This window comes from Sphingobacterium sp. G1-14, assembly GCF_002196555.1.
In the GTDB taxonomy this organism is placed as follows: domain Bacteria; phylum Bacteroidota; class Bacteroidia; order Sphingobacteriales; family Sphingobacteriaceae; genus Sphingobacterium; species Sphingobacterium siyangense.
In genome coordinates this window covers 1059805-1083916 of the sequence record NZ_CP021381.1, presented here as the reverse complement: position 1 = coordinate 1083916, position 24112 = coordinate 1059805, and the positions used below count along the sequence as shown (strand labels likewise).

Here is a 24112-nt window from a genome sequence, read left to right as displayed (position 1 = left end):
GGATACAGCGAGCTGTACCCCTCTATATCTATACGAAAAGCTTACGCTAAACCGTTAACAAATTTTGTTAACTTAGATTTGTTGTTAGAAGCTTTTTTCTTGTGGATCACATTTTTCTTTGCCAAACGATCAAGCATAGAAATTACGCGTGGTAACAATGTTTTTGCTTCTTCTGCAGAAGTAGTGTGACGTAATTTTTTGATTGCGTTACGTGTAGTTTTTGCTTGGTAACGGTTTCTTAAACGTTTAGTAGCGTTTGCTCTAATTCTTTTGATCGCTGATTTATGATTTGCCATTTTTTTTAGCTAATTTTTATTCAATTTTTTCTTGTAATTCGGACTGCAAAAATAACACCTTATTTTCAATATTCAAAATCTATTTTATTTTTTAGGTTTAGTATATTTGCGACATGCAAAAATTATCGATGGATGAACTTCAACGTACAGATGTTGAATCGTTTAAAAAACAAGAAAAAACTCCTATCACAATCGTTATGGACAATGTACGGAGCATGCATAATGTAGGCTCGGCCTTCCGTACTGCAGACGGATTTGCTATTGAAAAAATATACTTGTGTGGCATTACGGGCACACCTCCCCATCGCGAAATCGAAAAGACCGCCCTCGGGGCTACTCAATCAGTTGCTTGGGAATACCACAAAGATACCACAGCTGTTGTTGATCAGCTTCGGTCAGAAGGTTATGTCATTATTGCCATCGAGCAAGCAGATGATAGTGTTATGTTACATCAGTTTGAACCAGAAAATGACAAAAAGTATGCATTGATTTTTGGAAATGAGGTCAATGGAGTAGATGAAGATGTCATGGAAAAAATTGATACCTGCATCGAAATCCCCCAATACGGAACCAAACATTCCTTAAATGTATCTGTCGCAATTGGCATTATTCTTTGGGATTTTATCCAAAAACGCAATTTCAATTAAAAATTTATCAATAAAGGTCACATTCCTATTCACATTGCTTCCATTTTAGAAAGCAAAATAGTAGATTTGTGTGCAAAATTTAAAGAAGAAATGAGTGTATTAGTTAATAAAGATTCAAAAGTAATCGTTCAAGGTTTCACTGGCAACGAAGGTACTTACCATGCTACTCAAATGATTGAGTACGGAACAAATGTAGTTGGTGGTGTTACTCCTGGTAAAGGTGGTCAACAACACTTAGACCGTCCTGTATTCAATACTGTGCAAGATGCAGTTGACACTACAGGAGCTAATGTTTCTATTATTTTTGTACCTCCAGCATTTGCTGCAGATGCGATCATGGAAGCTGCCGCTGCTGGTATCGAAGTGATTGTTTGTATTACAGAAGGTATCCCAACAAAAGATATGATCCAAGTAAAATCTTACTTGAGCGACAAAAACTCTCGTTTGATCGGTCCTAACTGCCCAGGTATCATCACTGCAGGCGAAGCTAAAATCGGTATCATGCCAGGATTTATCTTCAAAAAAGGTAATGTAGGTGTTGTTTCTAAATCAGGAACTTTAACTTACGAAGCCGTAGATCAAACTGTAAAAGCAGGATTAGGTATCACAACAGCAATCGGAATTGGTGGTGACCCTATCATTGGTACAACAACCAAAGAAGCTGTTGAATTATTAATGAATGACCCTGAAACTGAAGCGATCATCATGATCGGTGAAATTGGTGGTGGAATGGAAGCTGAAGCTGCTCGTTGGATCAAAGAACACGGTACTAAACCTGTTGTTGGATTTATCGCAGGTCAAACAGCGCCTCCAGGACGTCGTATGGGACACGCTGGTGCAATTGTAGGTGGTGCAGATGACACTGCTGCTGCAAAAATGAAAATCATGCGTGAGTGTGGTATTCGTGTTGTTGAATCTCCAGCTGAAATTGGAAAAGCAATCGCAGAAGAATTGGCTAAATAATTAGACCATCGAGCATATAAAAAAAGGGAATCAAATTTGATTCCCTTTTTTTATACCTAATAATTAGATGACAACATTAACTAGACATTGCTTCGTCTGCCGATGGTCCATATAAGCCTGGTACAGCAATATCCAATAATCGCAAATAAACAGTCAACTGACCACGATGATGAACGATATGATTATTGACAATAAAACGTATCGCTCCAGCTCGTGGCAAACGGGCAATCTCATGTTCCCCAGCTTTAAGTACCCATTCATTAAACCAATCCGGTTCGGCGAAATTCGCCCAAACTCATCAATTTTTCGTGTGGACGCCGATCCAATTTATCGTCCGGTATCCGTTCTAGAATACGTTTGGTATTTTTTGTTTCGTGATCCAATTCGATCAAATAGCTCTTTTTGATATATAAATACTAATTCATTAATTGAAAATCTTTTAATACGGTAACAGCATAGGGGAATTCCACTGCCTTATGTGCTGCTGCTCGCGCAATTTCTCCCTCTACATAGGTTACCTTTAGCGGTAAAAATGTATTGTTCAGTACATTTTCATGGAATAACGCCTCATACCAGGTACAGGCAGCAACGAAACGTCCATAGTTCAGATTTAGGTGATAGCCATCACGCGTAAAATTATCCCCCACAAAACTCGAACGTGCATTTTGAACGGCTGTACCCGAAGGAATCAAAAGATCGAAATTACCCCAGTTAAATACCTCCTGAGAAGTATTGGCAATAGCGCTATACATACTATCTTGGTTACGGTTATAACGAACAAAACCTTCATGCGATGAACCGTTCTGATATGCCCAAGTTTGATGCAATATATACTTAGTTTCAGGAAATAGAATATGTTTTGTTACATAATCATATAAAGGCGGCAGGTCCTTCGCATACGAATCATAATCTCCTGATAGCGGACTTGCTTGCTGAAAGCTAATATAATCCCAAGCCTCATCGATAAGCGCTTCAGATAAGCGCTCATTTGTTTTCTCGGACATTTGCCCGTCAAGATTTATTTTGCGGTAGCGATAAGCCGGCTTATCTTCTTTTGCGTTACTTACATGTAAACTTAAAGGAGCTCCCCCAATATAGAGATTGCCGATCACTATCTTTTTCTTCCCGGCTTTCGCCAATTCATATAAATTCTGTTCAATAGCATCTTCCGAGAAACTATTACCGATGGCCAATATTCGTAGCACACCATCATCTAAAGATTTATTTTGCGCATTTAATCGATTATTCTTCAAAAAGAATACGATTAAAAAACCAAAAACCAATACCTGTTTTACTTTTATCATCATATAATGCAATAACAACTAAATTAGATAATATCTCGTAAAAATACGAATGATATACCTAGAAAGGGAGATTTTCTCCCATCTGTAAGTTATCGAGACAGCACAGCTGAGACAGGGATATTTGCCCATAAAGCTTAATAATAGTGGAAAATAGCTGTATAACATGTAATTCTGATAGCTATATCTGTAACCACTACCTATATACTTCCCAACAGTCGGATCGCATATATAGTATTACAAGTAGCTACTGCAAGGCCAATTGATATGCAGCAATACGATACAGACGAAAAACAATATAGCTTGACAAGGCTAGTAGCAGGAGTAGCCCTTGTTGTACTTGCCGATATGCAGCTATAGGATACAGGTAAAAAGTAATAGGATTTGACACGGTCAGTGCAGGCTGCAGGACTGCTACCGTTTGCGGAACAGCTACCGATGGACCGGGCTCACCGACGGTCCTGTGCTGCGATAACCGATAGGCGGAGGATAGGCAATGGCCTGTACAGCGAAATACGGAAGTATCCAAACGAAAGAAGCCCTGACTGTTTCCAGCAAGGGCTTCCGTGTAAAAAAAGGCACCGACCTACTCTCCCACCTGTTACGGCAATACCATCGGCTCTGGCGGGCTTGACTGCTCTGTTCGGAATGGGAAGAGGTAGACACCGCCGATATAGGCACCTAAAAATCTTTATTGACATTATCATGATTGATATCATGTGATTCATGCCAACTGACATAGCTATTGAAAGAGGTTCGTTTCCGTTTGTTTCAAAAATTAAAGAGGAAGACAACAGTGTCTGTCTGCTTGAGAAAGCTTCGGGCTATTAGTACCACTTGGCTTTGGTCTCTCAACCTTTACACCTATGGCCTATCAACGTAGTCATCTTCTACGACCCTATAAGGAAGTCTCATCTCGTGGCTAGTTTCGCACTTAGATGCTTTCAGCGCTTATCTATTCCAGACGTAGCTACCCTGCCGTACACCTGGCGGCATAACAGGTTCACCAGAGGTCTGTCCAACCCGGTCCTCTCGTACTAAGGTCAGATCCACTCAAACTTCCAACGCCCACAACAGATAGGGACCGAACTGTCTCGCGACGTTCTGAACCCAGCTCGCGTGCCACTTTAATGGGCGAACAGCCCAACCCTTGGGACCTTCTCCAGCCCCAGGATGTGACGAGCCGACATCGAGGTGCCAAACCTCCCCGTCGATATGAGCTCTTGGGGGAGATCAGCCTGTTATCCCCAGCGTACCTTTTATCCTTTGAGCGATGGCCCTTCCATACAGAACCACCGGATCACTATGTCCGTCTTTCGACCCTGTTCGACTTGTCGGTCTCACAGTCAAGCAAGCTTATGCCATTGCACTCCACGTACGGTTACCAAGCGTACTGAGCTTACCTTTGAAAGCCTCCGTTACCTTTTTGGAGGCGACCACCCCAGTCAAACTACCCACCAAACAATGTCCTCGGCATTGCCGAGTTAGAAACCGAATACAGAAAGGGCGGTATTTCAAGGTTGATTCCATGACTCCTGGCGAAGCCACTTCAACATCTCCCGCCTATCCTACACATCCTGTACCCAATCTCAATGTTAAGCTATAGTGAAGGTGCATGGGGTCTTTCCGTCCCGTTGCGGGTAATCGGCGTCTTCACCGATACCACAATTTCACCGAGCTCATGGCTGAGACAGCGCCCAGATCGTTACACCATTCGTGCAGGTCGGAACTTACCCGACAAGGAATTTCGCTACCTTAGGACCGTTATAGTTACGGCCGCCGTTTACTGGGGCTTCGATTCAATGCTTCTCTTGCGATGACATCCCCTCTTAACCTTCCAGCACCGGGCAGGTGTCAGGCCTTATACTTCATCTTGCGATTTTGCAAAGCCATATGTTTTTGTTAAACAGTCGCCTGGGCCTTTTCACTGCGGCTGCTCTTACGAGACAGCGCCCCTTCTCCCGAAGTTACAGGGCCATTTTGCCGAGTTCCTTAGCCATGACTCACTCGAGCACCTTAGGATTCTCTCCTCGACCACCTGTGTCGGTTTGCGGTACGGGTCTTCATAACCTGAAGCTTAGCGGGTTTTCTTGGAAGTCTGTTTACCTGCTCTATCAGCGCCACCGGAGCTTTGCTGTACTATTGGGTTTCAGCAGGGTCGGCGGATTTGCCTACCGTCCCTATACCTACGCCTTTCAACGAACTATTCCGTCAGTTCGCGGCAGTGTCACTACTCCGTCACCACATCGCAGTTATGAAGAGTACTGGAATATTAACCAGTTGTCCATCGGCTTGCCCCCTTCGGGTGCGCCTTAGGTCCCGACTGACCCTGATCCGATTAACGTTGATCAGGAAACCTTGGTCTTTCGGTGGGCGGGTTTCTCACCCGCCTTATCGTTACTTATGCCTACATTTGCTTTTCCATAACCTCCACAGTTCATTGCCAAACTGCTTCCCCGGCGATGGAATGCTCCCCTACCAGATGCATATCTTTCAATGCAAATCCATAGCTTCGGTACCGTTCTTGATGCCCGTTTATTATCCACGCCCGGCCGCTCGACTAGTGAGCTGTTACGCACTCTTTAAATGAATGGCTGCTTCCAAGCCAACATCCTAGCTGTCTGGGCAACCGGACCTCGTTAGTTCAACTTAGAACGAATTTGGGGACCTTAGCTGATGGTCTGGGTTCTTTCCCTCTCGGCCTTGGACCTTAGCACCCAAAGCCTCACTGCCGGCTATATTTGATAGCATTCGGAGTTCGTCTGGATTTGGTAGGATTTGACTCCCCCGCACCCAATCGGTAGCTCTACCTCTATCAAACTCTACGCCGACGCTGTTCCTAAAAACATTTCGGGGAGTACGAGCTATTTCCCAGTTTGATTGGCCTTTCACCCCTACCCTCAGGTCATCCGGAAACTTTTCAACGTTTATCGGTTCGGTCCTCCATTACATGTTACTGCAACTTCAACCTGCCCAAGGGTAGATCACAAGGTTTCGCGTCTACCTCATCTGACTATGCGCCCTATTAAGACTCGCTTTCGCTTCGGCTGCGTCCCTGAAGGACTTAACCTTGCCAGACAAGAGTAACTCGTAGGCTCATTATGCAAAAGGCACGCTGTCACAGGACCTGCCTGCTCCAACCGCTTGTAAGCACACGGTTTCAGGTTCTTTTCACTCCCCTGTTCGGGGTTCTTTTCACCTTTCCCTCACGGTACTGGTTCACTATCGGTCTCTCAGGAGTATTTAGCCTTACCAGATGGTGCTGGTGGATTCCCACAGGATTTCTCCGGTCCCGCGGTACTCAGGATACCACTATGTCAACATTCTTTACCTGTACGGGGCTCTCACCCTTATTGCGCAGTTTCCCACCTGCTTCCAGTTCATAGCGCTGTACAATGTCGTGGTCCTACAACCCCGACCATGCCGTAACATGATCGGTTTGGGCTCTTTCCCGTTCGCTCGCCACTACTTGGGAAATCATTGTTATTTTCTTCTCCTACGCCTACTTAGATGTTTCAGTTCAGCGCGTTCGCGTTTTATACGACTATTCTTCAAATAGTCAGGTTGCCCCATTCGGAAATCTCTGGATCAAGTCGCATTTGCCAATCCCCAAAGCTTATCGCAGCTTATCACGTCCTTCTTCGCCTCTGAGAGCCTAGGCATCCCCCGTGTGCCCTTATTTACTTTCTTCACCGGCATAGCCTTTTGCTACTATGCGGCTGCTTTTGATATATATACACATATGCTAGGTTCGGGATCGTCCGGCATTCACCGAGGGTCTCTCCCTTACTTCAGACACATACACGTATTGTCTCTATACTGTTGTCTTCTCTTGTAATTTTTTTTCTCTTTCAATATGTCAAAGAACTCTTTTTCCGGTATCCTGAAGTATATCTTTATATACTTCACCGGAGATGTGGAGAATAACGGATTCGAACCGTTGACCCCCTGCGTGCAAGGCAGGTGCTCTAGCCAGCTGAGCTAATTCCCCATTCGTTTTCGTAGTCCCGAGCAGATTTGAACTGCTGACCCCTACATTATCAGTGTAGTGCTCTAACCAACTGAGCTACGGGACTAGCTTATCTTGTTCATCTCTTTCTCTCGGTCCTGCTCCCTTAGGGGCGGGCACTTTCTTCTGATGTTTTTTCTTCCTGCAATCATATGTAACGTGACGAGCACCGATCTTCGATACTCTAGAAAGGAGGTATTCCAGCCGCACCTTCCGGTACGGCTACCTTGTTACGACTTAGCCCCAATTATCGGTTTTACCCTAACACGCTCCTTTCGGTAACATGCTTTAGGTACCCCCAACTTTCATGGCTTGACGGGCGGTGTGTACAAGGCCCGGGAACGTATTCACCGCGTCATTGCTGATACGCGATTACTAGCGAATCCAACTTCATGGGGTCGAGTTGCAGACCCCAATCCGAACTGTGAATGGCTTTTAGAGATTAGCATCATATTGCTATGTAGCTGCCCGCTGTACCATCCATTGTAGCACGTGTGTAGCCCCGGACGTAAGGGCCATGATGACTTGACGTCGTCCCCACCTTCCTCTCTGTTTGCACAGGCAGTCTGTTTAGAGTCCCCACCATTACATGCTGGCAACTAAACATAGGGGTTGCGCTCGTTGCGGGACTTAACCCAACACCTCACGGCACGAGCTGACGACAGCCATGCAGCACCTAGTTTCGTGTCCCGAAGGACGAGTGCGTCTCTGCACTCTTCACTAACTTTCAAGCCCGGGTAAGGTTCCTCGCGTATCATCGAATTAAACCACATGCTCCTCCGCTTGTGCGGGCCCCCGTCAATTCCTTTGAGTTTCACCCTTGCGGGCGTACTCCCCAGGTGGATAACTTAACGCTTTCGCTGGGACGCTGGCTGTCTATCGCCAACATCGAGTTATCATCGTTTAGGGCGTGGACTACCAGGGTATCTAATCCTGTTCGATCCCCACGCTTTCGTGCATCAGCGTCAATACCAGCTTAGTGAGCTGCCTTCGCAATCGGAGTTCTAAGACATATCTATGCATTTCACCGCTACTTGTCTTATTCCGCCCACTTCAAATGGATTCAAGCCCATCAGTATCAAAGGCACTGCGATGGTTGAGCCACCGTATTTCACCCCTGACTTAATAGGCCGCCTACGCACCCTTTAAACCCAATAAATCCGGATAACGCTCGGATCCTCCGTATTACCGCGGCTGCTGGCACGGAGTTAGCCGATCCTTATTCTTCCAGTACATTCAGCTCTCTACTCGTAAAGAGGTTTATTCCTGGACAAAAGCAGTTTACAACCCATAGGGCAGTCTTCCTGCACGCGGCATGGCTGGTTCAGGCTTCCGCCCATTGACCAATATTCCTTACTGCTGCCTCCCGTAGGAGTCTGGTCCGTGTCTCAGTACCAGTGTGGGGGATTCTCCTCTCAGAGCCCCTAGACATCGTCGCCTTGGTAAGCCGTTACCCTACCAACTAGCTAATGTCACGCGAGCCCATCTCTATCCTATAAATATTTAATAATTCCTCGATGCCGGGAAATTATATTATGCGGTGTTAATCTCTCTTTCGAGAGGCTATCCCCCTGATAGAGGTAGGTTGCTCACGCGTTACGCACCCGTGCGCCACTCTCACCATCCTCGAGCAAGCTCTCCGATGGATCCCGTCCGACTTGCATGTATTAGGCCTGCCGCTAGCGTTCATCCTGAGCCAGGATCAAACTCTCCATTGTAAAATGAAGTTTTTGATTCCAACTATTTATAATAATCAGAATTCTTTTTTTATATCTCTGATCTTGGATCGAATTGAACGAATTACTTGAATTTGTTCATGACTTTCGTTTGTCTACTCGTCACGCTTACATGATTGTGTTTTCTTAAAGAACTTTGTCGCTTCAACTTCCGTATCCGCTATATTCCGATGGGCATTGCGCCCCTCTTTATCGTTTTGTTTTTCCCTTCGTTTCCGTTGGGACTGCAAAGGTAGAAATCTTTTCTGAACTTCCAAAAACTTTTTGAAGTTTTTTTTTTCTTTTCCCTTTTTTCGATTTCCGCGTTTAAAATAAACTGAGCGGGATTTTAAATCCTGCCAGACTTCTCTTAAACCCTTCTTTTTTCAGGATTCCCTTTTTCGAGGTAACCGTCCCTCCCTTGCGGAGTGGTGCAAAGATAGGGAGTTTTTACAATCACTTCCAAGCCTTTTGTTTATTATTTTTTAATATTAAAGTTAACTAACTGTAACATTGAACGATTCATTTAAGATAGCTATGCTTTAAACCGTCCTATCAGGTAAAATTAACCAATTAAACGGCCAAGCTGCTTGCTATAAATTTCAGTTCGCCCCCTTCCTTAACAAGCAATTTCACCGCTAAAAAAGCAAGTCAAATATATTTTACGACCTTCTTCAATATCATATAAGGTCGTTATCGAAACAAAAAAGGTCCAGACGAATGTCTGGACCTTCCTATATAAAATAATCGAGTAACGATTAATCTTCTTCTTTCGAAGCCAACAATTGATCGTACTCCTCGCGAGAGCCCACGATTAAATTGCTGTATTGACGGATACCTGTACCAGAAGGGATCAAGTGACCAACAATTACGTTTTCTTTCAAACCTAATAAGTTATCACGTTTACCTGCGATAGCAGCCTCGTTCAACACTTTTGTAGTCTCTTGGAAAGAGGCAGCAGAGATGAACGATTTCGTACCCAATGAAGCTCTGGTAATACCTTGCAACAATGGACTTGAAGTCGCCGGAATTGCTTCACGAACTTCAACAAGTTTTAAGTCACGACGTTTCAGACTAGAGTTCTCTTCTCTCAACTTACGTAAAGAAACAATTTGTCCCGGACGTAAATTATTGGAGTCCCCTGCATCAACAACAACTTTCTTGTCAAACAAAGAATCATTTTCTTCCATGAAATCCCATTTGTTAACGGCTTCTTTTTCTAAGAAACGAGTATCTCCAGGATCTTCGATGTTAACTTTTTGCATCATTTGGTGAACGATCGTCTCGAAGTGTTTATCGTTGATCTTCACACCTTGCAGACGGTATACCTCTTGGATACCATTCACAATGTAATGTTGCACCGCTGATGGACCTTTGATCGACAAGATATCCGCAGGAGAGATCGAACCATCTGATAATGGCATACCAGCTTTCACAAAGTCATTATCCTGAACAAGGATATGTTTAGAAAGAGGTACCAAGTATTTCTTGATTTGACCATCACGAGACTCGATAGACATCTCACGGTTACCACGTTTCACACCACCCAATGTTACCACACCGTCGATTTCTGTTACTACAGCAGGGTTAGAAGGGTTACGTGCTTCGAATAACTCCGTTACACGTGGTAGACCACCTGTGATATCTCGCGTTTTACCTGTAGAACGAGGGATTTTAACGAGGATACCACCTTCTTTCACTGTTACACCATTAGCAACTGCAACGTGGGCGCCTACCGGGATATTGTAGGTACGAATAACCTCTCCCGATTTATCAAGAATCTTGATGGATGGGTTTTTCGTTTTATCACGTGTTTCAATAATTACCTTCTCTTTGTGACCAGTTTGCTCATCTGACTCTTCACGGAAGGTAACACCTTCGATAATTGCGTCAAATTCAACTTTACCAGCAAATTCAGAAATAATTACTGCATTATATGGATCCCATTCGACCAATTTATCGCCTTTAGCTACTGTACCGCCATCCTCAACGAACAACTGTGAACCATAAGGGATATTTTGTTGGAATACGATTTTATTATGTGTATCAATGATCTTAACCTCACCAGAACGTCCTAAGACTACCTGATGTGTGCCATTATCGTTTGTTTGCGAAACAGTACGTACGTTTTCAAATTCGATTTTACCATCGTATTTAGAAATGATACTTGAATCAGCAGCAATGTTCGATGCCGTACCACCCACGTGGAATGTACGAAGTGTCAACTGTGTACCTGGCTCACCAATTGATTGAGCGGCGATAACACCCACAGCTTCACCTAACTGAACACGCTTACCTGACGCCAAGTTACGTCCGTAACAACAAGCACAAACACCACGCTTAGACTCACAAGTTAATACCGTACGAATCTCAATTCCTTCGATACCTGCTTTTTCGATAGTTTCGGCAATTTCCTCAGTGATATCTTCATTTGCAGAAACGATCAATTCGTCAGTATCCGGATGAAGAACATCATGCAATGGTGTACGACCCAAAATACGATCGAACAATGGTTCAACAACATCATCATTATCTTTCAATGCTGTTGTATAAATACCACGTAAACCACCACAATCTTGTTCCACAACGATCATATCTTGCGCTACGTCATGTAAACGACGTGTCAAGTAACCCGCATCCGCTGTTTTCAATGCTGTATCGGCAAGACCTTTACGCGCACCGTGGGTAGAGATAAAGTACTCCAATACGGACAAACCTTCTTTAAAGTTTGACAAGATCGGGTTTTCGATAATCTCACCACCAGAAGTACCTGATTTTTGAGGTTTTGCCATCAAACCACGCATACCACATAACTGACGGATCTGCTCTTTCGAACCACGGGCTCCAGAATCCAACATCATGTAAACTGAGTTGAATCCTTGGTTATCATTCGAAAGAATATCCATAACGTGTGCCGTCAATCTGTTGTTGATACGCGTCCAGATATCGATGATTTGGTTGTAACGTTCGTTGTTTGTAATGAAACCCATGTTATAGTTATTCATTACTTCTTCAACCTCGTTAGTTGCTTGTTGAATCAATTCAGCTTTCGCAGCAGGAATGTTCAAATCTTCCAAGTTGAACGAAAGACCACCTTTGAAGGCCGTTTGATATCCCAATTCTTTCATATCATCCAAGAACTGTGCTGCACGGGCCATACCCGTAGTCTTCACAATTTCACCAATGATATTACGCAAAGATTTTTTCGTAAGCAATTCATTGACAAATCCCATTTCGTCAGGAACAACTTGGTTGAAGATCACACGACCTACAGTTGTTTCTAATAAGGTATCAACGATGCTACCATCTTTTTGTCTAACTTTTGTTTTTACTTTAATCCAAGCGTGAAGGTCAATTTGCTTCTCATTTAAAGCGATGATAACCTCTTCAGCCGAATAGAAAGTCATATCTTGACCTCTTACGATGTGATCGCCAGCAGTTCTACGGCCTTTAGTAATATAGTAAAGACCCAATACCATGTCTTGAGATGGTACTGTGATCGGTGAACCATTCGCAGGGTTTAAGATATTGTGCGCACCTAACATTAAGATTTGGGCTTCCAAAACTGCAGCATTACCAAGCGGTAAGTGGACTGCCATCTGGTCACCGTCAAAATCGGCGTTGAACGCTGTACACACTAATGGGTGTAATTGAATAGCTTTACCCTCTACTAATGTAGGTTGGAAAGCCTGAATACCCAAACGGTGAAGCGTAGGTGCACGGTTTAGCAATACAGGGTGACCTTTCAATACATTTTCAAGGATATCCCATACCACAGGATCTTTACGATCAACGATTTTTTTAGCTGATTTTACTGTTTTTACAATACCACGCTCGATCATCTTACGAATGATAAACGGTTTGTAAAGTTCCGCAGCCATATCTTTAGGAAGACCACACTCGTGTAATTTCAAGTGAGGACCTACAACAATTACCGAACGAGCCGAATAATCCACACGCTTACCTAACAAGTTTTGACGGAAACGACCTTGTTTACCTTTCAAAATATCAGATAAAGACTTCAATGCACGGTTACCTTCTGTCTTAACAGCGTTCACTTTACGTGAGTTGTCAAACAAAGAGTCTACCGCTTCTTGAAGCATACGTTTTTCGTTACGTAAGATTACTTCAGGAGCCTTGATTTCGATCAAACGTTTTAGACGGTTGTTACGGATAATCACACGACGGTATAAGTCATTCAAATCCGAAGTCGCAAAACGACCACCATCCAAAGGCACTAAAGGACGTAATTCAGGTGGAATGATTGGAACGATTTTCACAATCATCCATTCCGGACGATTCTCGATATTTTCACGTGAACTACGGAAAGCCTCAACCACATGAAGGCGTTTTAACGCTTCATTTTTACGTTGTTGAGAAGTTTCGTTAGCAGCTTGGTGACGTAAATCGTATGACAATTGATCCAAATCAATACGTTTCAACAAATCTTCTAACGCCTCAGCACCCATCTTGGCAACGAATTTTTGAGGATCGTTATCGTCTAAATATTGATTTTCTTTTGGTAAGGTATCTAAAATATCTAAATATTCTTCTTCAGTCAAGAAGTCCATAAAGTTGATACCATCTTCTTCCTTAATACCAGCTTGGATAACCACATAACGTTCGTAGTAAATGATCATATCCAATTTCTTGGTAGGAAGCCCCAATAAATAACCAATTTTATTAGGAAGAGAACGGAAGTACCAGATGTGTGCAACAGGAACAACCAAATTGATGTGTCCCATACGCTCACGACGTACTTTTTTCTCAGTTACTTCAACACCACAACGGTCACATACGATACCTTTATAACGGATACGTTTGTATTTACCACAGTGACATTCGTAGTCCTTCACAGGACCAAAAATGCGCTCACAGAATAAACCGTCACGTTCTGGTTTGTAGGTACGATAGTTAATCGTTTCCGGTTTTGTAACTTCACCACTTGAGCGTTCCAAAATAGTTTCTGGAGAAGCCAAGCTGATCGTAATCGAAGTGAAGTTGCTTTTAATTTTATTATCTTTTTTGTAAGACATACTTATTCAAAAGTTAAAGCTTTATAAAGAAGCTTTGAAGGACTGAGCCCTTCAAAGCCCTATTTGCTTAATTAATCCAATGTGATATCTAGACCCAATCCACGTAACTCGTGTACCAATACGTTGAACGATTCTGGTACCGATGGTGTCGGAAGGTTGTTACCTTTTACGATTGCCTCGTAAGTTTTGGCACGACCAACCACGTCATCCGATTTCACAGTCAAGATTTCTTGAAGGATGTTAGACGCACCGAATGCTTCCAATGCCCAAACCTCCATCTCACCGAAACGTTGACCACCGAATTGCGCTTTACCACCCAGAGGTTGTTGTGTGATCAATGAGTACGGACCGATTGAACGTGCGTGCATTTTATCATCAACCATGTGACCTAATTTCAACATGTAGATTACACCCACTGTCGTCGGTTGATCGAAACGGTCACCTGTCAATCCGTTGTACAAATATGTACGTCCAGATTTTGGTAGGCCAGCTTTCGCAACCCAATCTTGTACTTGATCCATTTCAGCACCATCAAAGATAGGTGTAGCAAATTTCACACCCAATTTTTGACCTGCCCAACCCAATACGGTTTCGTAGATCTGTCCCAAGTTCATCCGTGAAGGTACCCCTAGTGGGTTCAACACGATATCAACCGGTGTTCCATCTTCTAAGAATGGCATATCCTCATCACGTACGATACGTGCAACGATACCTTTGTTACCGTGACGACCGGCCATCTTATCCCCTACTTTCAACTTACGTTTTTTAGCAACGTAAACTTTAGCCATCTGCACAATTCCTGATGGAAGTTCATCACCGACAGATACTGCGAATTTATCACGTTTGAATGAACCTAGCTCTTCATTAATTTTGATATTGTAATTATGAAGGGCCATTTTGATCAACTCGTTTTTATCTTCGTCAGTTGTCCATCCCATTGGGTTGATGTTGTTGTAATCTAATTCAGCCAGGATTTTTTGCGTAAACTTAGCTCCCTTAGCAACCAACAACTCTTTATAGACATTGTATACCCCTTGGCTTGTTTTACCATTCACGACAGTGAATAATTTTTCAACCAAACGATCTTTCAATGATTTAACTGCTCTATCGTGAGCAACCTCTAGTTTCTCTAAAGTTTTACGCTCAACCTCTTTAGACATTTTCTTCGCACGCGAGAATAACTTCGTATCGATAACAACACCTTTTAATGACGGTGGAGTTTTCAATGAAGCATCTTTCACGTCACCAGCTTTGTCACCAAAGATTGCACGCAATAATTTCTCTTCTGGAGAAGGATCTGACTCACCTTTAGGTGTGATTTTACCAATTAAGATATCACCACCACCAACTTCAGCACCGATACGGATGATACCGTTTTCGTCTAAGTCTTTTGTCGCTTCTTCAGATACGTTAGGAATATCAGCTGTTAACTCTTCCTCACCACGTTTTGTATCACGAACTTCAAGTTCGAATTCTTCAATGTGAAGAGAAGTAAACCAGTCTTCTTTCGCTACACGCTCAGAAATTACGATCGCATCCTCAAAGTTATATCCTTGCCAAGGCATGAACGCTACTTTCAAGTTACGACCTAATGCCAATTCACCATTTTCAGTTGCATAACCTTCACATAATACCTGTCCTGGTTCAACTCGTTGACCTTTCTTAACGATAGGCTTCAAGTTCATACATGTATTTTGGTTGGTTTTCTTGAATTTGATCAATTTATACGTTTTGACATCATCATCGAATGATACAAGACGATCATCGTCGTTTCTGTCGTAACGGATTTTGATTTCATCAGCATCTACATATTCTACTACACCATGACCTTCCGCATTGATCAATGTACGTGAATCTTTCGCTACACGACCTTCAAGACCAGTACCTACGATAGGAGCTTGTGGACGCAATACAGGCACGGCCTGACGTTGCATGTTCGATCCCATCAATGCACGGTTGGCATCATCATGTTCCAAGAAAGGAATTAATGAAGCCGCAATAGATGTAATTTGGTTTGGAGCAACGTCCATATAATCAAGCATATTAGGCTCGATAATTGGGAAGTCACCCTCATATCTGGCTTTCACTTTCGCATCTTCGAAATTACCTTTGTCATCATACAAAGCATTCGCTTGTGCGATTGTTTTACCATCTTCATCCTCAGCAGATAAATATACGACTGGCTCGTCAACCACAACAACCCCATCTTTTACCTTACGGTAAGGAGTCTCGATAAATCCTAAGTGGTTAATTTTCGCATGTACAGCCAATGAGGAGATCAAACCGATGTTTGGACCCTCAGGAGTTTCAATTGTACAAAGACGACCGTAGTGTGTATAGTGAACGTCACGAACCTCGAAACCTGCACGCTCACGAGAAAGACCACCTGGACCTAAAGCTGACAAACGACGCTTGTGCGTAATTTCAGCAAGAGGATTAGTTTGGTCCATGAACTGAGACAACTGGTTTGTACCAAAGAACGAATTGATTACGGACGAAAGTGTACGAGCATTAATCAAATCGGTTGGCGTAAACACCTCATTATCACGAATGTTCATACGCTCACGGATTGTACGGGCCATACGAGATAGACCTACACCAAATTGAGCATATAATTGTTCACCTACAGTACGTACACGACGGTTTGACAAGTGGTCAATATCATCTACTTCAGCTTTAGAGTTGATCAAATTGATCAAATACTTCACAATCGCAATGATATCCTCACGGGTCAATACTTTCGTATCATCCGGAGTTCCCAACTTCAACTTACGATTGATACGGTAACGACCTACATCACCTAAATCGTAACGTTTGTCAGAGAAGAATAAACGATCGATGATACCACGAGCAGTTTCCTCATCTGGTGGTTCAGCGTTACGCAATTGACGATAGATATGTTCTACCGCTTCTTTTTCTGAGTTGGACGTATCTTTTTGTAAAGTGTTATATATAATAGAATAGTCCGCATTGTTTGATTCATCATCTTTCGCTAGGATAATAGACTTAACGCCAGCTTCGATAATCAAATCAATGTGATCTTCTTCTAGAACAGTTTCACGCTCAAGGATAATTTCGTTACGGTCGATAGATACAACTTCACCTGTATCCTCATCCACGAAATCTTCTACCCATTTTTTCAATACCCTAGCCGCAAGACGACGACCAACATATTTTTTAAGACCAGATTTACTAACTTTTACTTCATCCGCTAAATCGAACAATTCTAAGATATCTTTATCCGAATCGTAACCGATAGCACGCAATAAGGTCGTAACTGGGAATTTCTTTTTACGGTCGATGTACGCATACATGACGTTATTTACGTCAGTTGCAAATTCGATCCAAGATCCTTTGAAAGGAATTACCCTTGCAGAATAAAGTTTAGTACCATTTGTGTGTCTACTTTGACCAAAGAAAACGCCTGGTGAACGGTGTAATTGCGATACGATGACACGCTCTGCACCATTTACCACGAAAGTACCTTTAGGAGTCATATAAGGGATAGTCCCTAAATATACATCCTGAACAATAGTTTCGAAATCTTCGTGTTCTTCATCATTACAAGATAACTTTAACTTAGCCTTTAAAGGAACGCTATAAGTCAAGCCGCGCTCGATACACTCTTGGATATCATAACGTGGTGGATCAATGAAATAATCCAAAAACTCTAGCACAAAAATGTTTCTTGAATCAGAAATAGGGAAGTTTTCCGAGAATACCTTGAACAGCCCTTCCTGATGGCGGTTGTCAGAAGTAGTTTCTAATTGAAAAAACTCCTTGAAAGATTCCAATTGCACATCTAAGAAATCTGGATATTCCAATACTTTCTTACTTGTCGCAAAGTTTATTCTTTCTTGTTGAATATTATTGTTTGCCAAGGGAATATGAATTTTAGTTTTAAAAAAACTGCGCTTACACTTATGCTGTAAACCACCTTTCCACTGTGCCCAGCATATACACAGCATAGTGGCGTATTGATATAAATAGGAATAGACTCTGACGAAAAATCGTCAGAGTCTAAACCTTTTCGGGCTAATTAGTTGAGATTATTTAATCTCAACAACAGCACCAGCTTCTTCTAATTGTTTTTTCAAAGCTTCTGCTTCGTCTTTAGATACACCAGCTTTTAATTCTTTAGGTGCTCCGTCAACTAAATCTTTAGCTTCTTTCAAGCCTAATCCAGCTAAATCTTTAACCAATTTAACTACAGCTAATTTTTGACCACCAGCTTCTTTCAAGATAACGTCAAATGAAGTTTTCTCTTCTGCAGCAGCAGCACCACCTTCAGCTGGAGCAGCAGCTACAGCAACAGCAGCAGCAGCAGGCTCGATGCCATACTCGTCTTTTAAGATATCAGCTAATTCTTTAACTTCTTTTACTGTTAAGTTAACTAACTGTTCAGCAAGTTGTTTTAAATCTGCCATTTTATTTTGAATTTTTGAATGTACTTTATAAAAATTGTTAATTAAATTGTAACGAATGTTTCTGTTCTAGAGGATTCGTTAACCTCTTTCTTCTAAAGCTTTTACTAAACCTGCAACAGTATTTCCTCCTGATTGAAGAGCTGAAATAACATTTTTCGCAGGAGATTCCAAGGCTGCGATAACGTCCGCAATAAGTTCGTTTTTAGATTTAAGATTAACTAATGCAGTTAATTGATTATCTCCAACGAATGCAGTTGCTTCAATGAAAGCCGCTTTTAACAACGGTTTTTCACCTGATTTACGCAATTCTTTGATTAATTTCGCAGGCGCATTAGCGACTTCTGAAAACATCATTGTAGACGCTCCTTTAAGCGTTCCAAAGATTTCTTCTTCATCAACACCAGCTTCGATTAATGCTTTCTTGATTAAAGTGTTTTTCACAGCTTTAATCTCGATGCCTTGTTCAAAACATTTACGACGAATGTTATTCACTTTTTCAACTGACAACTCAGCAGTATCGGTAATGTAGAAGTTACCGTAAGATTTAATCTGTTCGGCCAAAGCTAGAACAATTTCTTGTTTTTCTTCTTTTCTCATGATTAAATACCTGCTACTGATTTAGTCTCAATATGAATACCAGGACTCATAGTTGAGGAAATGTGAATACTTTTAAAGTAAGTTCCTTTAGCTGCAGATGGTTTCAAACGAGCTAGAGTTTGTAATACCTCTAGTGCGTTATCATATATCTTATCTGCATCGAACGACGCTTTACCAATAGAAGTATGGATGATACCGGTTTTGTCAACTTTGAAATCGATCTTACCACCTTTTACATCTGTTACAGCTTTACCAACTTCTGTTGTAACTGTACCAGTTTTAGGGTTAGGCATCAAGTTTCTTGGACCTAAAATACGACCCAATTTACCAACTTTAGCCATAACACTAGGCATAGTAATAATGATATCAACGTCAGTCCAACCACCTTCAATTTTGCTGATGTAATCATCTAAACCTACGTAGTCTGCACCTGCCGCTTTAGCTTCTTCTTCCTTATCAGGAGTACATAAAACTAAAACACGAACAGTTTTACCAGTACCGTGAGGTAATGTTGCAATACCACGAACCATTTGATTTGCTTTACGAGGATCTACGCCCAAACGAACGTCGATATCCACAGAAGCATCAAATTTGGTCAATGAGATTTCTTTAACTAAAGCCGAAGCTTCTTTCAAAGAGTATGCTTTACCAGCTTCAATTTTGGATAGTGCCGCTTTTTGATTTTTTGTTAATCTAGCCACTTTTCTTAAATTGATTTCTTAATTAATTGTTCCAAGGAGCATTACCTGATACAGTAATACCCATACTACGTGCTGTACCAGCTACCATTTTCATAGCAGCCTCTACAGTAAATGCATTTAAATCAGGCATTTTATCTTTAGCGATTGTCTCAACTTGTTCCCAAGTGATAGCCGCAACTTTTTTACGGTTAGGCTCGCCAGATCCACTTTTTAATTTCGCAGCGTCTTTCAACTGAACTGCTACCGGTGGAGTCTTGATGATAAAATCAAATGATTTATCAGCGTAAACTGTAATGACAACAGGCAATACTTGACCTGGTTTGTCTTGCGTACGAGCGTTGAACTGCTTACAGAAATCCATGATATTCACACCTTTAGCACCCAATGCAGGTCCTACTGGAGGTGAAGGATTCGCAGCTCCGCCCTTAACTTGTAATTTTACTAACGCACTGACTTCTTTTGCCATTTTGTTTTGAATTTAATTTTGTTAAATGTCTGTTAGTAAGTTGGAAGCAAATAACGTAACATTCATCGGCCAGGACGTAACACCCCAACCGAGGTGCAAAGTTAATAAGAAGATTTGAATCCTGCAAGTATCTAACTTTTAATTTTTCAGGAATTTATACTTTTTTTAAAAAGCTGGCATCCATTCGTTTATTTTTCAAATATATCACCGACCTCTCTATTCACCCCGAGCATAAAAGCCATCAAAACTATTTACAAATACAATAAAAAAACACTAATAACCAACGTATATAGCATGTATTTCATCGGGTTAGGTTTCAATTTTTGATAATTCGATGGTAAGCTCCGATGAGGCTACTCTTTAATTTTTAAAATATTTCCCAGTTGACCATTAACCCCTTTAGGCAAAGCGGGGATTCCGTACCTATCGAGATCATTCCAATAGGTGCTCTGATAATCACTGCTTCCTTTCAGAAATATACTTTTTGCAAATTGCTTTTTGTATTCAGTAAATTGATCTGTGGTGATATACTCCTTTTCTAGCACATAAAATTCATCATATGACTCTATCGGCATATATTCAGTTTGGCTCTTTTTTTTAAGACCACCGACAGATGACCTAACCACACTGACCAAATGATCCATTGTTAAATTATCCGGAGTTACATGCGCATACGTTTCTATCGTTACGCCACTATGTTGACGGCCCTGTATTTTAAATATCTTTCGGTCAATTGAGGTACCCGGCGCTACCCGATTTAGATATACCTGCCCTTTTCCCTCGTTGGAAACTTGTACAAAACCCATGTTTGTACTCCCTTGTTTTATAAACCGCCGACCTTTATCCTTCTCCAACCGAAATCCTTTCGGCAACTGATAGGCGATCGAAGTGTTTTTAAGATTGATCACGCTTGGATTATAGGAAAAAAAAGTTCCCATCTTATCTGCGAGATCTTGCGTAGCACTTTTATTTTCAAAAATGCGGTACCCCTTCAGAATAAACCGAACCTTTTCTTTCTTATTCTTTAGTGGAATATAATACGAAATTATGCCATCGACAAAATATCCCATCTTATCATTAAGTAAAGTAAGGTTCCGAAAATACCCTTTTAAAACAACATAGTCAGCCTTACTCCGATCGCCTATCGCTACCTCATCAATCTTAATTGATCGGGGAACTATTTTGATCTTGCCCATCGTCTTTACTTCCGAAAAAGGCACCATCAAACTACTATAGGCAACATGCTGAAAAGTTAGATTCACGGTTTTTTCCTGTTTCAACGAATCCAACACAACTTCTCCGGCTATATTTGTTGCACCAAGTAAGCTACCGTTATCCGCATACAGATTGACACCACTTATAGGTTCCTGTGTTAGGCTATCAATGACTTTAATTTGTGCATTGGCCAAGACAGAAATCATCGTTAATATCCCGATAACAAATCCTATTCTTATTTCAAATTTCATTTCAGTCCTTTTTATTTGGCCTTTATTAATTAATTAGGGATTAACAGTATCCAATAATCTTCTATAATTCTACTTATTTATTTCTGGTCCTATTATACCCTTCATTAAATGCATCAATAAAGGCGCTACTATTCATGATGACATAAACGATGAGAGCGAGCACCACTACTACTGCTGCAAATTTTAAAAGTTTCTTAATTTCCATAATTATTTAGATTTAACTATTGTCCCAAAAATAGACATTATGATATAGTTGTACCACAACCTGTGGTTATATAGCGACAAATTACCGTTAAATATCAATTAATCAATTGGAGATTTTCACCAAGTTGTTTTACCAGTCCATCGTTGATCGCTGGAATATGATAGTCTTCCAACTTCTCCCAAAATCGTGTCTTATAATTGCTTTTTTGGAGCGTTGTGTAAATACTCTTCGTCAAGCCCTTTTGATTAGATTTATATTCCTCTTCCGTTATATACCCATTCTCCATGACATAAAATTCATTAAGTATCTCACAAGGGATATGGCCGTATTCCTTTTTGCGTTTTAAAGACGCAACAATATTTTGGTAAAGGGCTGTTAAATTGAAAGGCGTCATGCTGTTTAATTCGGTTGCATTATAATTTTCAATTGTAACCTCGTGAAACGTCTTCGCCTCTAGGCTAAAAAGTTTTTCATTCACTACAGTATCTGGCAACACCTTATCCAAATACAATTGAACATTACTTCGATCAGCATCTGTCGTCAGGTGCCCTACCTCATTTCCTTTTTTCAACAAGCGAATACGGCTAGACGTATCGTTTTCCTTAACGAGATCATTTAATCGATCCGCTAATTTTCTATTATCTATTTCCGTAATCCTAGGAATCTGGAAGAAAGATCGCATTTTTGCATTATAATCCTTAGCGACAATAGAATCTACAAACACACGATAATCAATCAATCTATATTTAGGTTTACCCTTCTTCAACGGAATATAAAACTCTACAATTCCGTCCGAAAAATACTTATACTGATGATCAAATGTCTCTAGGGAGCGGAAATACCCTTTCAATACCACGACTTCTTTTGGCTTTGCCGTAACAGTGACTTCTTTTAAGACTTGAGGTCTTGACTCCAAAAAATATAGTTGTTTATCGTCCAGCGATACTAATGAAAAGGTTTTGTTTTCATAGGAGATATGTTGTACCGTAACTGCTAATGGTAGTTTTTGCTTCTTCACTCCATTATCGAGAAACTGAGTTACACCAGTTTTATCTGTAAATCCAATCAATGTCCCTTTTTCATTGTAAATATTTAATGAGGGAATTGGCAACTTATTCTGAGCGCCGACAAACTGTATCTGAGCTTTGCATAATAGCCCGGCTAACAAACAGATCAGAATAAATGTAAATTTTAGTTTCATATGCATAGTCAACCTACTAAAAGGCTACTATATTGGCCATGCCTGTAGCGCAACTCATTATTTTTATACCTATATTTTCATGAGAACGGCTATAAAGCTCACCAATAGATGTAAACCCAATCCATAGATAAAATCAATTACTATCAAGCTATAACCTGTTGCTCTAAGTAACCAGATCAAGCCCTTTTCACCAGAGAGGTGTCCAGCTCCCACAGTAATAAAGCAACCCTGATCTTTGATCAAATTCGGAATAATCGTTATCCAGTTTATATTCAGAATTCTGTTAACTTTACTTTGTTCGTAGCATACATCTTTTATAAAGCTCAACTATTTAGACTTCGCTCAAATATAGCAACATTTTGGCTCCAATCAGAAACACCATTATAAAATGTACAATGTAGCTTATCCCCCATCAATTTCGACTATTTTTTTGGAAATCGATTACTGCACGCCAAAATTTTCTTATCTAAAATATTGATGGATAAAAACCATTAGATTAATAATAGCATGTAGCAATGTGGTATGCCAAAGTCCTGAACCTTTATTCTTAAACTCCATAATAAAAAAGAATAAGACTAAATTTATACCCATCAAAAAAGTATAAATGAAATAATAAGAGCTATATAAATGAGTCAAAGCGAAAAGAAGGGCAGAAATTAAAACTATCCATATTTTTTTCTTTTTAAAAAAAACATATGTAGACAGAAGTTTTACGGGTATAAATTGAAATAGTAATGTCTCAAAAAATGGCCCTAAAATTAGTGCATATATGAATATTTTCAATATACTTTGATCTCGAGTTACCGCATTTGAAACCGATTCAAACTTGAATAAATCAATAAGTATTACGTGACACAAAACATCAATACTCAGATAAGAAACTAGCATAAGAGTATATAAATAAAGCACAGGTAATTTCAACAATCGATTTATATATTTTGACATGTATTTCCTTTTTGATGAAACTGTATGATAAGTCTATATGGATAAACCTTTACAACAGTAAGTTATGAAAGAATAATTTAACCAGCTAAAACGGACAATTTTCACATCGTAAATTGTCCGTTTTTCATTTTAGATAG

The 24112-nt window shown here is 40.9% G+C and carries 16 protein-coding genes, 2 tRNA genes and 3 rRNA genes; 2 read left to right on the top strand and 19 right to left on the bottom strand.

Annotation, left to right across the window (positions count from 1 at the left end; all coding sequences use genetic code 11):
• Positions 1-41 precede the first annotated feature (41 nt).
• On the bottom strand, positions 42-296 hold the full coding sequence (gene rpsT, locus CBM24_RS04645; protein ID WP_046671646.1) for a 30S ribosomal protein S20: 255 nt from the start codon (positions 294-296) through the stop codon (positions 42-44).
• Between the two features lie 113 nt (positions 297-409).
• Between rpsT and CBM24_RS04640 the strand changes: the two genes are divergently transcribed.
• On the top strand, positions 410-943 hold the full coding sequence (locus CBM24_RS04640) for an RNA methyltransferase (RefSeq protein ID WP_070564659.1): 534 nt from the start codon (positions 410-412) through the stop codon (positions 941-943).
• Between the two features lie 90 nt (positions 944-1033).
• Positions 1034-1906, top strand: coding sequence for a succinate--CoA ligase subunit alpha (sucD, locus tag CBM24_RS04635; RefSeq protein WP_070564656.1), 873 nt, complete (start codon positions 1034-1036; stop codon positions 1904-1906).
• 76 nt (positions 1907-1982) lie between these two features.
• Here sucD and CBM24_RS27680 read toward each other — a convergent pair whose 3' ends face one another.
• The 18 genes from CBM24_RS27680 to CBM24_RS28015 form a co-directional block, all read right to left on the bottom strand.
• Positions 1983-2063: a hypothetical protein gene (locus tag CBM24_RS27680; RefSeq protein ID WP_335682273.1), complete on the bottom strand. Its 81-nt coding sequence runs from the start codon at positions 2061-2063 to the stop codon at positions 1983-1985.
• Positions 2064-2322: 259 nt separating this feature from the next.
• Positions 2323-3213 (bottom strand): DUF4886 domain-containing protein, encoded by an 891-nt coding sequence (locus CBM24_RS04625; RefSeq protein ID WP_232475682.1) that lies wholly within the window; start codon positions 3211-3213, stop codon positions 2323-2325.
• A 567-nt stretch (positions 3214-3780) separates the two neighbouring features.
• A 5S ribosomal RNA gene (rrf, locus tag CBM24_RS04620) occupies positions 3781-3892 on the bottom strand.
• Positions 3893-4015: 123 nt separating this feature from the next.
• Positions 4016-6897, bottom strand: a 23S ribosomal RNA gene (locus CBM24_RS04615).
• Positions 6898-7124: 227 nt separating this feature from the next.
• A tRNA-Ala gene (locus CBM24_RS04610) sits at positions 7125-7198 on the bottom strand.
• Between the two features lie 11 nt (positions 7199-7209).
• Positions 7210-7283: transfer RNA gene (locus CBM24_RS04605), tRNA-Ile, on the bottom strand.
• Between the two features lie 121 nt (positions 7284-7404).
• Positions 7405-8934, bottom strand: a 16S ribosomal RNA gene (locus CBM24_RS04600).
• Together the 16S, 23S and 5S rRNA genes with 2 tRNA genes alongside form the textbook arrangement of a ribosomal RNA operon.
• A gap of 113 nt (positions 8935-9047) precedes the next feature.
• The gene (locus CBM24_RS27170) at positions 9048-9209 is read right to left on the bottom strand and encodes a hypothetical protein (RefSeq protein WP_157698368.1); all 162 of its coding nucleotides are present in this window, start codon (positions 9207-9209) and stop codon (positions 9048-9050) included.
• A 480-nt stretch (positions 9210-9689) separates the two neighbouring features.
• Entirely contained in the window at positions 9690-13967 is a 4278-nt protein-coding gene (gene rpoC, locus CBM24_RS04595; RefSeq protein ID WP_088160342.1) for a DNA-directed RNA polymerase subunit beta', read from the bottom strand.
• A gap of 71 nt (positions 13968-14038) precedes the next feature.
• The gene (gene rpoB / locus CBM24_RS04590) at positions 14039-17848 is read right to left on the bottom strand and encodes a DNA-directed RNA polymerase subunit beta (RefSeq protein WP_046672286.1); all 3810 of its coding nucleotides are present in this window, start codon (positions 17846-17848) and stop codon (positions 14039-14041) included.
• Positions 17849-18016: 168 nt separating this feature from the next.
• Positions 18017-18394, bottom strand: a complete 378-nt coding sequence (gene rplL / locus CBM24_RS04585; RefSeq protein WP_002992785.1) for a 50S ribosomal protein L7/L12 — start codon at positions 18392-18394, stop codon at positions 18017-18019.
• Between the two features lie 78 nt (positions 18395-18472).
• Positions 18473-18991: a 50S ribosomal protein L10 gene (gene rplJ, locus CBM24_RS04580; RefSeq protein ID WP_046672239.1), complete on the bottom strand. Its 519-nt coding sequence runs from the start codon at positions 18989-18991 to the stop codon at positions 18473-18475.
• A 2-nt stretch (positions 18992-18993) separates the two neighbouring features.
• Entirely contained in the window at positions 18994-19692 is a 699-nt protein-coding gene (gene rplA, locus CBM24_RS04575; protein ID WP_046672240.1) for a 50S ribosomal protein L1, read from the bottom strand.
• Between the two features lie 22 nt (positions 19693-19714).
• Positions 19715-20158, bottom strand: coding sequence for a 50S ribosomal protein L11 (gene rplK, locus CBM24_RS04570; protein WP_070566323.1), 444 nt, complete (start codon positions 20156-20158; stop codon positions 19715-19717).
• 353 nt (positions 20159-20511) lie between these two features.
• Entirely contained in the window at positions 20512-21624 is a 1113-nt protein-coding gene (locus tag CBM24_RS04565; protein ID WP_157698367.1) for a hypothetical protein, read from the bottom strand.
• Between the two features lie 299 nt (positions 21625-21923).
• Positions 21924-23030 (bottom strand): hypothetical protein, encoded by a 1107-nt coding sequence (locus CBM24_RS04560; RefSeq protein ID WP_145329983.1) that lies wholly within the window; start codon positions 23028-23030, stop codon positions 21924-21926.
• A gap of 69 nt (positions 23031-23099) precedes the next feature.
• A complete protein-coding gene (locus CBM24_RS28020) occupies positions 23100-23357 on the bottom strand; it encodes a TraB/GumN family protein (RefSeq protein ID WP_075991188.1) in 258 nt (85 codons plus the stop codon).
• Between the two features lie 135 nt (positions 23358-23492).
• Entirely contained in the window at positions 23493-23918 is a 426-nt protein-coding gene (locus CBM24_RS28015; RefSeq protein WP_070566315.1) for a CPBP family intramembrane glutamic endopeptidase, read from the bottom strand.
• Between the last annotated feature and the right edge of the window lie 194 nt (positions 23919-24112).